Annotated in this window: 11 protein-coding genes and 2 pseudogenes; 9 read left to right on the top strand and 4 right to left on the bottom strand. The window is 66.4% G+C overall.

What is annotated here, in order from left to right:
• From AWC27_RS31070 to AWC27_RS13280, 3 genes and pseudogenes are all read left to right on the top strand, one after another.
• Positions 1 to 213 (top strand): annotated as a pseudogene (locus AWC27_RS31070) (hypothetical protein); the annotation flags it as partial.
• A gap of 143 nt (positions 214 to 356) precedes the next feature.
• Positions 357 to 1,031 carry a TetR/AcrR family transcriptional regulator gene (locus AWC27_RS13275; RefSeq protein ID WP_085670912.1) on the top strand — a complete coding sequence of 225 codons (675 nt, stop codon included), beginning with the start codon at positions 357 to 359 and terminating at the stop codon, positions 1,029 to 1,031.
• Positions 1,028 to 1,966, top strand: a complete 939-nt coding sequence (locus AWC27_RS13280) for a R2-like ligand-binding oxidase (RefSeq protein WP_085670913.1) — start codon at positions 1,028 to 1,030, stop codon at positions 1,964 to 1,966. Before AWC27_RS13275 ends, AWC27_RS13280 begins: the two co-directional genes overlap by 4 nt.
• On the opposite strand, the gene AWC27_RS13285 is transcribed toward AWC27_RS13280, so the two are convergent.
• Positions 1,963 to 3,336, bottom strand: coding sequence for an NADP-dependent succinic semialdehyde dehydrogenase (locus tag AWC27_RS13285; protein WP_085670914.1), 1,374 nt, complete (start codon positions 3,334 to 3,336; stop codon positions 1,963 to 1,965). The genes AWC27_RS13280 and AWC27_RS13285 overlap by 4 nt on opposite strands.
• A gap of 91 nt (positions 3,337 to 3,427) precedes the next feature.
• Here AWC27_RS13285 and AWC27_RS13290 point away from each other — a divergent pair, with 91 nt between their 5' ends.
• A complete protein-coding gene (locus AWC27_RS13290) occupies positions 3,428 to 5,077 on the top strand; it encodes an acetolactate synthase large subunit (protein WP_085670915.1) in 1,650 nt (549 codons plus the stop codon).
• 7 nt (positions 5,078 to 5,084) lie between these two features.
• Here AWC27_RS13290 and AWC27_RS13295 read toward each other — a convergent pair whose 3' ends face one another.
• Entirely contained in the window at positions 5,085 to 5,858 is a 774-nt protein-coding gene (locus tag AWC27_RS13295; RefSeq protein WP_085670916.1) for a hypothetical protein, read from the bottom strand.
• Positions 5,855 to 6,279, bottom strand: a pseudogene (locus AWC27_RS32980) (hypothetical protein). The gene AWC27_RS13295 and the pseudogene AWC27_RS32980 overlap by 4 nt, the downstream one beginning before the upstream one ends.
• A 62-nt stretch (positions 6,280 to 6,341) precedes the next feature.
• On the opposite strand from AWC27_RS32980, the gene AWC27_RS13305 reads away from it, so the two are divergent.
• From AWC27_RS13305 to AWC27_RS13320, 4 genes are read left to right on the top strand one after another with little or no spacing between them, the layout of a single operon-like run.
• Positions 6,342 to 6,848 carry a hypothetical protein gene (locus AWC27_RS13305; RefSeq protein WP_085670917.1) on the top strand — a complete coding sequence of 169 codons (507 nt, stop codon included), beginning with the start codon at positions 6,342 to 6,344 and terminating at the stop codon, positions 6,846 to 6,848.
• Complete coding sequence (locus tag AWC27_RS13310; RefSeq protein ID WP_085670918.1) at positions 6,845 to 7,147, top strand: PE family protein; 303 nt, start codon at positions 6,845 to 6,847, stop codon at positions 7,145 to 7,147. Before AWC27_RS13305 ends, AWC27_RS13310 begins: the two co-directional genes overlap by 4 nt.
• 2 nt (positions 7,148 to 7,149) lie before the next feature.
• Complete coding sequence (locus AWC27_RS13315) at positions 7,150 to 8,607, top strand: PPE family protein (protein ID WP_245847047.1); 1,458 nt, start codon at positions 7,150 to 7,152, stop codon at positions 8,605 to 8,607.
• Complete coding sequence (locus AWC27_RS13320) at positions 8,607 to 10,568, top strand: PPE family protein (RefSeq protein ID WP_085670919.1); 1,962 nt, start codon at positions 8,607 to 8,609, stop codon at positions 10,566 to 10,568. The genes AWC27_RS13315 and AWC27_RS13320 overlap by 1 nt, the downstream gene beginning before the upstream one ends.
• 1 nt (position 10,569) lies before the next feature.
• On the opposite strand, the gene AWC27_RS13325 is transcribed toward AWC27_RS13320, so the two are convergent.
• A complete protein-coding gene (locus AWC27_RS13325) occupies positions 10,570 to 11,967 on the bottom strand; it encodes a lipase maturation factor family protein (protein WP_085670920.1) in 1,398 nt (465 codons plus the stop codon).
• A gap of 106 nt (positions 11,968 to 12,073) precedes the next feature.
• Here AWC27_RS13325 and AWC27_RS13330 point away from each other — a divergent pair.
• Positions 12,074 to 12,573: PE family protein (locus tag AWC27_RS13330; RefSeq protein WP_139836977.1), on the top strand; the 500-nt coding region annotated here is incomplete at its 3' end.

The raw sequence follows: 12,573 nt of genomic DNA on the forward strand, positions 1-12,573 counted from the left end.
GCAGGTATTGGCGCCCACGGTGGTAACGGCGGTCAAGGCGGTTCCGGTCTCAGCCAAAACGCCCGCGGCGGCGGGGGCGGCGGTTTCGGTGTCGGCGGTACCGGTGGTGGTGCCGGGACCGGCGCCGTGAGCAACGGCACGGGCGGCATCACCGGCAGCAACGGGTCGATGGGTGCCGGCGGCGTAACCGGCAATACGGGTAACTCGGGCTAAGAACGGAATGCGATAGCGCATGCGCTATCGCATTCCAGATCGCACTATGGCCCCGCTCGCGGGCGCCCCAAGCGGCAGGTCCTTGACTGTGAGGTGCCTCACAGTAGAATGACCACTGGTCATTCAAGCTGCGAGGGGGAGCCATGCCAACGGTGACTTGGGCGCGGGTCGATCCCGCACGTCGGGCTGCCATCGTAGAAGCCGCGGAAGCCGAATTCGGTGCACACGGCTTCTCCAACGGCAGCCTCAACGTCATCGCCCGGCGCGCGCGGGTGGCCAAAGGAAGCCTGTTCCAGTACTTCGCGGACAAGCGCGACCTCTACGCCTACATCACCGACATAGCCAGCCAACGGGTGCGCTCCTATATGGAGGACCTGATCCTCAGCCTCGAACCAACCCGGCCGTTCTTCGAATTTCTCACCGACCTGCTCGACGGTTGGGTTATCTATTACGCCGAGCATCCGCGGGAACGCGCGCTGCACGCCGCGGCTTCGCTCGAGGTCGACACCGACGCGCGCATCAGCGTGCGCAGCGTGCTGCACCGCCACTATCTGGAAGTGCTGCGCCCGCTGGTCCACGGCGCCAAGGCGCGCGGGGACCTACGTCCCGATTCCGACACCGACGTGTTGCTGTCGCTATTGCTGATGATCTTTCCGCACTTGGCGCTGGCCCCGTACATGCGCGGCCTGGACCCGGTGCTCGGACTCGACGATCCCACACCCGAGCAGCCGGCCCTGGCCGTGCGCAGGATCGTCGCCGTGCTGGCGGCTGCGTATTCGCCGCTACCGGTACCCGTCCGATCTGAGGAGGTCACATGACACGGACACAATCAGGCTCGCTGGCAGCCGGCGGACTCAACTGGGAAAGCCTGCCGCTGAAGCTTTTTGCCGGCGGCAACGCGAAATTCTGGAACCCGGCCGACATCGACTTCTCCCGCGACCGGGCCGACTGGGACACGCTGACCGATCGCGAACGCGACTACGCCATCCGATTGTGTGCGCAGTTCATCGCCGGCGAGGAAGCCGTGACCGAGGATATCCAGCCATTCATGGGTGCTATGCGGGCCGAGGGCCGGCTGGGCGATGAGATGTATCTGACCCAATTCGCGTTCGAGGAGGCCAAACACACGCAGGTGTTCCGGATGTGGCTCGACGCGGTCGGGATGACCGACGATCTGCACGGCTATCTCGATCCGCTGCCCACCTACCGCGAGATCTTCTATGACGAGTTGCCGGCGTCCCTCGACGCGCTCTCGACGGATCCCTCTCCGGCGGCCCAAGTCAGAGCATCGGTCACCTACAACCACATCGTGGAAGGCATGCTGGCGCTCACCGGCTACTACGCCTGGCACAAGATCTGCGTGGAACGCAACATCCTGCCCGGCATGCGACAGCTCATCCGGCACATCAGCGACGACGAGCGCCGCCACATGGCCTGGGGCACCTTCACGTGCCGTCGCCACGTCGCCGCCGACGATGCCAACTGGTCGGTCTTCGAATCGCGGATGAACGAGCTGCTGCCGATGGCTTTGCGGCTGACCGAGGAGGGCATCGCTTTCTACGGCGAACCGCTGCCATTCGGTCTGGCCAGCGACGAACTCCTGCAGTACTCCACCGACAAAGGGATGCGCCGGTTCGGCACGATCAGCAGCGCCCGCGGCCGCCCGGTCGGCGAAATCGACCTCGACTACTCACCGGCCCAACTGGAGGACACCTTCGCCGACGAGGACGAGCGCGCCCTGGCCGGCGTCTAGCCGACCCACACCGTCTTGGCATTGCAGAACTCGCGGATCCCGAGTGCCGCGAGTTCGCGGCCGTAGCCAGATCGCTTGACGCCGCCGAACGGCAGCTCGGGGTAGGACACCGTCATCCCGTTGATGAAGACGGCGCCCGCTTCGATGCCGTCGATGAAGCGCTCCTGCTCGGCCTCGTCCTGCGTCCAGGCGTTGGAGCCCAGCCCGAAGGTGGTGGCGTTGGCGATTTCGATCGCCTCGTCGACGTCGGCGGTCCGGTACACCGAGGCGACGGGGCCGAACACCTCCTCGGTGTAGAGCGCCATGTCCTTGGTGATGTCGCTGACCACCGTCGGCGGGTAGAACCAGCCGGGCCGGTCGAGACGCTTTCCGCCACAACGGATTACCGCACCGGCCGCGGCGGCGTCCTCGACCTGCTGGGCCACCTCGTCACGACCCGACTCGGTGGCCAGCGGACCGACGTCGGTGTCCGGATCGGTCGGGTCGCCGACTTTCAGCGCCTCCATCCGTGCGACGAACTTGTCGAGGAACTCGTCGTAGATGTCGGTGTGCACGATGAACCGTTTGGCGGCGATGCAGGACTGCCCGTTGTTCTGCACCCGTCCGGTCACGGCCGTCTTGACCGCGGCGTCCAGGTCGGCCGAGGGCATCACGATGAACGGGTCGCTGCCACCGAGCTCGAGCACCGTGGGTTTGATCTCGTCGCCGGCGATGGCGCCGACGGATTGGCCGGCCGGTTCGCTGCCGGTCAGGGTCGCGGCGGCGACTCGCGGGTCACGCAGGATGCGCTCGACGGCGCTGGAGGAAACGAGCAGGGTTTGGAAGCAGCCGTCGGGGAATCCACCGCGGCCGATGACGTCTGCGAGGTAGAGCGCGCACTGCGGCACGTTCGAGGCATGTTTGAGGATGCCGACATTGCCGGCCATCAGCGCCGGCGCGGCGAACCTGACGGCCTGCCAGAGTGGGAAGTTCCACGGCATCACCGCCAGCACCACACCCAGCGGTTGCCAACGGGTGTATGCCTTGGATGCGTTGACCTTCCCGGCGTCGGCGGGCTCGTCGGCCAGCAGCGCTTCGGCGTGCTCGGCATAGTAACGAAAACCTTTGGCGCACTTGCGTACTTCCGCCTCGGCCGACGCCAGCGTCTTGCCCATCTCCAGGGTCATGATCGCGGCGGTCTGCTCCGCCTCGGCATCCAGCAGATCGGCGGTGGCGTTGGCCCACTGGGCGCGCTGGGCGAAGGTGGAGTGGCGGTAGTCGAGGAAGCGTTCATGTGCGCGGGCGATAGCGGCGTCGACTTCGTCGTCGGTTGCCGGGGTGAAGGTCTTGACTGTCTCGCCGGTGGCAGGGTTGATGGTGGCGATAGGCACGCTGACCGTCCTTAGCTGTGTTGGGTTCGCAAACGTCCGCTACCCAGCCTGCCACTAGTGTTGGCCAGAGGGAGTCAGAGGGAGGGAGCGGATGAGTACAGCGGCCCAGCTGATGGTCAAGTGCCTGGAAAACGAGGGGGTTTCCGTCGTATTCGGATTGCCCGGGGAGGAGAACATCCGCTTCGTGCAGGCGCTGGCCGCATCCGATATCCGCTACGTGCTCACCCGGCACGAGCAGGCGTCGGCGTTCATGGCCGAGATGTACGGACGGGTGACCGGCCGCGCGGCCGTGGTTTCGGCGACCTTGGGACCGGGCGCGATCAACATGCAACTCGGCGTCGCCGATGCCACCACCAACAGCACGCCCATGGTGGCGATCTCCGCGCAGGTCGGCCAGGACCGTCAGTACAAGGAGTCGCACCAGTACGTCGACCTGGTGTCGATGTTCGCCCCGATCACCCGGTGGGCTGCCGGCGTGCCGACGGTGCGCGCGATACCGGAGATGTTCCGCAAGGCGTTCAAGCTCGCCGAAACCGAACGCCCGGCCGCGGTCTATCTGGCGATACCCGAGCACATTGATGTCGATGGCGATGACTATCCGGAGCTGAAACCGTTGCCGCGCAATATCGTTCGTGCCGATGCGCCGGCGGCCCGTCAGGTGGCGCGGGCGGTCGACATCCTGCGCGAGGCGCAGCGTCCGGTGGTGCTGGCCGGTCACGGCGCCGCCCGCGGCGATGCCACCGCGGCGCTGGTCCGGTTCTCCGAAGAACTCGGTATCCGAGTGGCCAACTCTTTTCACGGCAAGGGTGTCATGCCCGACGATCACCCCAACAGCCTCGGAACCCTCGGGTTCATGCGGCACGACTACGTCAACTTCGGCTTCGACAACGCCGACGTCGTCATTGCCGTCGGCTACGAGCTGCAGGAGTTCGACCCAGTGCGGATCAACCCGGGCGCGGACAAGAAGATCATTCACATCCACCGCTTTCCGGCCGAGGTCGACGTGCACTATTCAGTGGACGTCGGAATCATCGGCGATATCAGCGAATCGCTGAATGCGCTCACCGATTCACTTGCCGGACACCGGTTCGGCGAAGGCGCCGAAATACCCGGCGCCGGCCTGCTGGCCGAGGAATTCGCTCGGGGACAACAGGATTCGCGTTACCCACTGGCGCCGCAGCGAGTGGTCGCCGATACCCGCGCCGCCCTGGGCCGCGGCGACGTGGTGCTGGTCGACACCGGTGCCACCAAGATGTGGATGGCCAGGCTGTATCCGACGTTTGAACGCAACACCTGCCTGGTTTCAAACGGATTGTCCACCATGGGGTTTGCCCTGCCGGGTGCCCTAGGCGTGAAGCTGGCCAGGCCGGAAGCCAAGGTGCTGGCCGTGGTGGGCGACGGCGCGTTCCTGATGAACTCCCAGGAGATCGAAACCGCGGTGCGGGAACGGATACCGCTGGTGGTGCTGATTTGGGACGACGGCGGCTACGGCCTCATCCAGTGGAAGATGGACCTTGAACTCGGCGAGCATCACTATGTTTCGTTCGGCAACCCGGATGTGGTGAGCTACGCGGAAAGCTTTGGCGCCAAGGGGTATCGGATCAACAGCGCCGAGGAATTGCTGCCCACACTGCGCACCGCCCTGGCCGACGACGGCGTTTCGCTCATCTCCTGCCCGGTCGACTATTCGGAGAACCTGCGGCTGACCGATCGACTTGGTGAACTCGACGAGACGCTGTAGCCCCGGCTCAGTATTGCTTCACGACCGCGCGCGGGGCGGTGCGCCAGACGCGCCGGCCGTCGGCGCGTTCGGCCGGCGGTTCCAGCAGCAAGACCGTTCGACCGCCGAGCAGCACGGGATGCACCCAATCGCCCAACTCGATGAGATCGCCGGCCCGCGGCTTGCCCTGGCCGCCGTCGTGCGCGTAATCCAGCGGGATTAGTGCGCAGAGCTCCTCGAAGCTGGTTTGGGGCGGCAGCTCATAGAGGCCCGGCAAGCTGATGAACAGCCCGTCGTTGCCGGACAGGTGTAGCCCGACCGCGGCCAGCGCGCCCAGCACCCCGTCCTGCGTTCCGCCATGTCCGGAAAGATGCACCCCGGTAGCAGCGGCGAGGTCACGAGCCAGACTGGTATGCAACACTTCTCGCTTCGCGCGCCGGCCGAAGTCCACCAGCGGCGCCTTTTCGACCCGACTCGGTATGGCCACGGCCAGCCCGGGGTCGGCATCGGGCGGGCACACCCGCTCCAGGAACCGCCCGGCCAGCTCGATGACATCTGCCAACACGGCCTGCGGGTTCGCTCCGGCGCTGCGCCAGGCCAGGCACGCGCTGGAATTGTGTGAGGTGTACGGGATTCGGTCGTCGACCAAGAGCTGGTGTCTGGTAGCTCCGGCCGCGGTGCCCAGCCCCGCGCCGGCGAGCTCGATCAGCAGCGCCCGCGCCCGTCGTCCCGTTCCAGGACTGTACTGATCGTCGGTGTCGTCGATGCCGATCAGCAGATCAACCCCGGCCAGCGCGGTCATGGATTGACCACCAGCGTCGTGACGTCGCGTACCCACCGGTCCCGGCCGAGTTGAGTTCCGGCGAGCTTGAGGGTGTTTCGCTTGGTGACGTTGAGGACGAGCTGGTCGGTCAGCTCCGCGGCGCCAAACGTCTGGGCTGGATCGCGGCCCTCCACGCGCACCCGTTCGACGTAGGTGGCTCCGGCGGCCAGAGGACGCTACGCACGGTCGGTCCCTTCTGGACCTGGGCGCCGCGTGACTGCGGTGTGGCGATCTCGGCCTGGGGCAGGGCCGTCAGCTGCGACAGCGTGAGGCGGCTCAACACCCCGCCGTTCTGCACGACGGCGAGCGATCCTGCCCTGTCGGTCGTGGCGGCCCCGCACGCGCTGAGGGCCAGGAACGTCAGAACCGCGCCAAACAACTGCCGGATATGTGGCCGCATATACAGGAATTATGCAGGAAAAGATCCGCAATTGAGGACTGGATGAGAGTAATGTTCCGCAGGTGACGTTCTGGGAGGGAGCGCGTCCGGTAGCTGGCCGGTCGCTGGCTCGTGAGGTGGTTCTCCCCGTGCTGGCCGTCGTGGCGATCGTCGGCTACGCCGATATCCGCATCCCGATGGGGCTGCCGGGCCACCGCGGCTTGGTGTGGTTGACCCTGTTGGTAGCGGTGGTGTTGGCGACCGGCCGCCGGGCGACGGTAGTGGCGGTAGGAACGGTCGCGACGATTGCGACCTTCGCGATGCATGCCGGGACCGGCACCGCTGTGGGTGACTTGCGCTATGTGGCCGCGGGCATCCTGCTGTGTGCGGTGGCCGGCGTGCGGTTGGCGCGGCGACGGCGGTGGGTGATCGTGCTGGCCGCGGCGCCCATCCATCTCGTTGCGCTCATCGGCTCGGTCGCGGCCATATCGCCCGCGCTGGCCGAGAAGGCGTTGTTCCATTTGGGTTTCGGGTTGGTGGCCGGGTTGCTCGGCTGGGCTATCGCGTCGGCAGCGGGGCGCGCGCCGTGACGCTGCGGGTCGTCCCGGAGGGTCTTGCGGCGGTCAGTGCGGCAGTCGAGGCGATCACGGCCCGGCTCGCCGCGGCGCATTCGGCAGCGGCCCCGGTGATTTCGGTGGTGGTGGCGCCGGCGGCGGACCCGGTTTCGCTGCAGGCCGCCCTCGAGCTCAGCGCGCGCGGTAGTCAGCACGAGATGGCCGCAGCCCGTGGTATCGAGGTGTTGGGTCGCGCTGGCGTGGGTGTGGTTGAGGCCGGCGAGAATTACGCAGCCGGCGACTCGGCGGCGGCCTCGGCGTATCTCGGTGCCTGACCGTGCCGGCACCGGTCTGGATTGCATTGCCGCCGGAGGTGCACTCGGCGCTTTTGAGTACCGGACCGGGACCGGGACCGCTGCTGGCCGCCGCCGACACCTGGACGGCGCTCAGCGGCGAATACCACACCGCCGCAACCGAACTCACCGCGGTTCTCGCCGACGCGCAACTGGTGTGGGATGGCCCTACCGCGGCCAAGTATGTGGCCGCCCACGTGCCGTATCTGGAATGGCTGACGCTGGCGGGCGCCCTGAGTGGTGAGGAGGCGGCCCGGCACGGCATGGTGGCCGCGGCCTACACCGCGGCGCTGGCGGCCATGCCGACCCTGGCGGAGCTGGCCGCCAACCATGCCGTGCACGGGGTGCTGCTGGCAACGAATTTCTTTGGCATCAATACGATTCCGATCGCCGTTAACGAAGCCGACTACGCGCGGATGTGGACGCAGGCCGCCACCGTAATGAGCACCTATCAAGCCACCACTGAAGCTGCCCAGGCGGCCGGAGGCGGCGGGTTTCAGTTGCCCACGCCGGCGGAAATCTGGGCGATGATCTTCGGCGCCGACGGCAGGCGCTACCCCGGTCAGGGCCAGCCCACCTGGAGTGCACTCGAGTACTTGCAGAACCTGCCCAACTTCATCAGCGGCAACCAGCAAGCGCTCGGTTATCTGCTCACCAACCTCCCTCAGGTCTTGACGAATCCCTCGCAGCTGCCCGCGCTTGTCTCCTACTTCATGGCATGGCAAACGTTCCGCGCGGTCAACTGGACACTGCGCACGCTGCGTTTCCTGGTTCAGACGGCCCCGCTTTTGCTGCCGGTCGTCCTCAACCTCGCCGTCACCAACCTGGGCGGGCTGGCCGGTCTGTCGGGTTTGGCCGCGATGCCCACGCCGGTACTCGTACCCACACCGGGGACGCCGGCTGTACCGGCACCCGAATCACCGGCACCGGCAATGCTCGCGGCGCCCGTGCTCACGTCGGCGCCCATGCCCGCGCCGGCGCCCACAGTTACCCCAGCCGGCCCCGCTGCGGCCCCGCCGCCGGCACCGCCGGCCCCGATAACGGGCGTCGAGGGATTTGCCTACCTGGTGGGCGGCCCTGGCCCGGGGTTCGGTTCGGCGCTGGGCGCGCGCATCACGGCCGAGCAGCCGGCCCCGGACCGGGCCGCAGCGGCCGCTGGCGTATCGGCAGCGAGTCGGGATCGACAGGCGCGGGCAGGCCGGCAACGGCGGGCGACCATCGACCGCGGCTATCGCTACGAGTATCTGCAGCTCGACGACGAGCCGGCGGATCGGTGTGCGCCATCGGTATCAGGTGCTGGGCCAATGGGATTCGCCGGAACGGCGGCTGGGGTGACGATGCCCCCAGCGGGACTGACGACGCTGGCCGGCGACACCTTCGGCGGCGGTCCGGTGGTGCCGATGTTGCCGGACACCTGGAACGAAATGAAAGGGAATGCGTAGTGAACTTTTCGGTGTGGGCACCGGAGATCAATTCGACCTTGATGTACTCCGGTGCCGGATCCGGACCGATGGCGGCCGCGGCGACGGCCTGGGATGGGCTGGCCAGTGAATTGAACGCGGCCGCAACATCATTCGGTTCGGTGACGGCCGGCTTGCTCGCGCAGGCGTGGCAGGGGCCGGCGGCCGCGGCGATGGCCGAGGTAGCCACCCCGTATGCGACCTGGTTGGGCAGTGCCGCGGGAAGTGCGGCGGCGGCGGCCGGCCAGGCCCGCGCGATGACGTCGGTGTACGAGGCCGCGTACGCCGCGACGATCCATCCGCTCCTGGTTTCGGTCAACCGTTCGCGGCTGGTGTCCCTGGTGATGTCAAACCTGTTGGGGCTCAACGCCCCAGCGATCGCCGACATGGAAGCGCAGTATGAGCAATTCTGGGCCCAGGACGTGACCGCGATGGCGGGCTATCACGCCGGGGCGTCAGCGGTGGCCGCGCAGCTGGCGCCGTGGCGTCAACTGCCGGCAGCCGCGGCACAGGCGCTCGGCATCAACTTCGGCGTCGGCAACAAGGGCAGCCTCAACCTCGGCTCGGGTAACAAGGGCGACAGCAACCTGGGCGTGGGCAACACCGGCAGCAACAACCTGGGCTCGGGAAATCGCGGCGACGGCAACCTAGGCAACGGAAACACCGGCGCGACCAATGCCGGCTCCGGCAACACCGGCAACTCCAATGCCGGATCCGGGAACACCGGCAACTCCAATGCCGGCTCGGGCAACACGGGCAACCTGAACGTCGGCTCGGGTAACGCCGGCAGTAACAACTTCGGCAGCGGCAACCGGGGCGATTCCAACGTCGGCTCAGGGAATATCGGCAACCAGAACTTCGGCAACGGAAACATCGGCCGCGGGAACATCGGCTGCGGAAACTCCGGCGCCGGCGGCACCGCGGGCAACAACAACATCGGTTTCGGCAACACCGGCAGCAACAACGTCGGCTTCGGGCTCACCGGCAACAACCTGATCGGCATTGGGAACACCTACTACGACCAGGCAACGGGCCAATTCAGCATCGGTGCCCTCAACTCCGGGACCAACAACATCGGCCTGTTCAACTCCGGCAGCAATAACATCGGCTTCTTCAACTCCGGCAGCGGAAATATCGGCATCGGAAACTCGGGCGTCGGAAACTTCGGCTTCGGGAATTCGGGGCACATTAACACGGGCCTTTTCAACTCCGGTGACATCAATACCGGTATGGCGAACTCCAGCTCGATCAACTTCGGCATGTTCAGCTCCGGCGCGGGCAGTAACGCCGGCAGCTTCAACTCGGGGCTTGGACACAATGCCGGCGACTTCAATTCGGGCGGCGGGCAGAACGCGGGCAGCTTCAACTCCGGCACCGGCGTGAATTTCGGCAGCTTCAATTCCGGCGCCGGATTCGGCGGCAACAGCGGCTTTTTCAACTCGGGCAACGTCAATACCGGCTTCGGCAATGCCGGCGACACCAACACCGGCGGTTTCAACGCAGGCAATGTCAACACCGGCTTCGGCGCCGCAACGAATGTCAACGCCGTCAACTCCGGCTATGGAAACACCGGTAGCAGCAGCTCGGGCTTCTACAACGCCAGCAACGGCGGCCACACTTCCGGCGCCTTCAACAACCTGAACGGCGGGGCCGGCGGCGGCGGTGGCGGCGGCGTCGGGAAGGGCACCACGGCAGGCATCTACAACACCAGCGGCAAGGCCGGCAACGTCGGCATCGCAAACACCGGCATGCAGAACGTCGGCTACCTCAATTACGGCTTCCAGAACACCGGTTGGGGCAACTCAGGCGGCAACCAGACCGGCGACGGCGCGAGTGTGGGCATCAACAATTCCGGCTTCAAGGACTCGGGCGTTTCGAACGTCGGCGACTTCAGCTCGGGCGGCTTCAAATCCAGCAGCGGACACGCGGGCTTCTTCTTCTGAGTCACTTCCGCAACGACAGCGGCGAGACGTAGCCGCCGACCAGCGTCCGATGCCACCAGGCGTGCTCGCGCCGCAACTCCTGCCAGGTGGTGAACCGGTACACATAAAGCTGCGCGCGCACATACCGCGGGGGCGCATCGGGAAAAGGATTGTGGCGCAACAGCCGTAGCGTCGGCCGATCACCGCGCAGCAGTCGTGTCAGAAATGGCGTCATCCAGGGCAGGGCGTAGCCTGGGGAGATCGCCGCGAACCACATCAGCCAGTCCAGCCGCAGATGGTAAGGCGCCCATTGCCGGGGCAGCCGGCGCAAATCGGTGGGCTTGCCCTTGAATTCGTATTCCCGCCATACCGTTTCCTCGCTCACGTGGGGCTCGTCAGTGCCTTCGATCACCACTTCCTGACGGATGCGGCAGATGCTGCCGAATGCGCCGTAGGTATTGGCCAAGTGAAAGGCGTTGAAGGACATGTTCATTCGCTGCCCGGCTGAGAGCATGTTGCGGGCCGGCCAGTAGCTCAACACCAGCATGCCCGCGGCGAAGACGATCACCAGCACGGCGAACCACAGCGGCGGCCCGGGCAACCGCGGCGCCGGGCGGGCTATCGCGCTGCACGCCAACAGGATTGTCAGCCAGTTGAGCCAGGAGAAGTTGCCGGACGTCACCAGCCACAACTGCGTGACGACGATGATCGCCGCGGCAATGCCGGCCACCGGCTGTGGCGCGAACAACCCGAACGGAACCACCAGCTGCGCAAAATGGTTGCCCACCACCTCGATTCGGTGCAGTGGCTTGGGTAGGTGATGGAAGAACCAGCTCATCGGCCCCGGCATCGGCTGTGTCTCGTGGTGGTAGTACAGACAGGTCAGGTCGCGCCAGCAGGAATCGCCGCGCATCTTGATCAGCCCGGCGCCGAACTCGACCCGAAACAGCAGCCACCGCACCAACAGCAGGGTCAGCAGCGGCGGGGCCACCCGCTCGTTGCCGAGGAAGATCATCAAGAAGCCGGTCTCCAGCAGCAGCGACTCCCACCCGAACGAGTACCACGCCTGTCCCACGTTGACGATCGACAGATACAGCACCCACAGCACCAGCCACACCAGCATCCCGGCCCACAGCGGCGCCAGCCGAAGGCCGCCCGCCACGACTGCGGCCGAAAGCGCGGCGCCGAACCAGCAGACGCCGGCGAATAACCGGTCGGAATAGCGGAAGTGGAAAATGCTCGGCGATCTCCAGAATGGCCGCCCGGCCAGAAATCGCGGTACCGGCAGCATTCCCTGCTCGCCGATGAGCGCCCGGAATTGCAACGCGGCTCCGACGAACGCGATCAGGTAAATGGCCGCGGTGCCCCGCTGGAGCACCAGCGCACCGAGCCAGTATTCGGGCGCCGAAAACCAACCCATGGCTGCAACTCCTTGGACGGTGGCGAAAGCAAAACCGGTAACGGCTCAGCGCTCGCGCGTTAACATCGCGGAGCCGAATACCACCTCGGCTGCCAGGAGGTATGCGATGTCTTTGGTAAGCATAATGCCGGACTTCGTCGGGATTGCCGCGCAGGATCTCACCGATCTCGGGTCTACGATTCACCTCGCCAATGCCGCGGCGGTGGGTTCGACCACAGCGGTGATGGCCGCGGCCGGTGACGAGGTGTCAGCCGCCATTGCATCGGTGTTCGCCGAACATGGCCGGGCCTATCGATCACTGAGTGCCCAGGCGGCGCGGTTCCACGCGCAATTCGTCCAGGGCCTGTCCGCCGCGGGCGGCGCATACGCGAGTGCCGAGGCCGTCAATGCTCAACAAATTCTGCTTGACACCATCAATGCGCCCACGCAGCTGTTGTTGTCGCGGCCGCTGATCGGTAACGGCGCCAATGCGACAACACCGGGCGGCACCGGCTCCGACGGCGGGTTGTTGTTCGGCAACGGCGGGGCCGGGGCGCCGGGTACGGCGGGCCAGGCCGGTGGGGCCGGCGGCAATGCCGGCTTGTGGGGTACCGGGGGCAACGGCGG

Source organism: Mycobacterium szulgai (genome assembly GCF_002116635.1).
GTDB classification, from domain to species: Bacteria; Actinomycetota; Actinomycetes; order Mycobacteriales; family Mycobacteriaceae; genus Mycobacterium; species Mycobacterium szulgai.

Bases quoted from the DNA above. Each gene is read 5' to 3' on its own strand.
- AWC27_RS13275 (WP_085670912.1), top strand. From the start codon at position 357: ATGCCAACGGTGACTTGGGCGCGGGTCGATCCCGCACGTCGGGCTGCC.
- AWC27_RS13280 (WP_085670913.1), top strand. From the start codon at position 1,028: ATGACACGGACACAATCAGGCTCGCTGGCAGCCGGCGGACTCAACTGG.
- AWC27_RS13290 (WP_085670915.1), top strand. From the start codon at position 3,428: ATGAGTACAGCGGCCCAGCTGATGGTCAAGTGCCTGGAAAACGAGGGG.
- AWC27_RS13295 (WP_085670916.1), bottom strand. From the start codon at position 5,858: ATGACCGCGCTGGCCGGGGTTGATCTGCTGATCGGCATCGACGACACC.
- AWC27_RS13325 (WP_085670920.1), bottom strand. From the start codon at position 11,967: ATGGGTTGGTTTTCGGCGCCCGAATACTGGCTCGGTGCGCTGGTGCTC.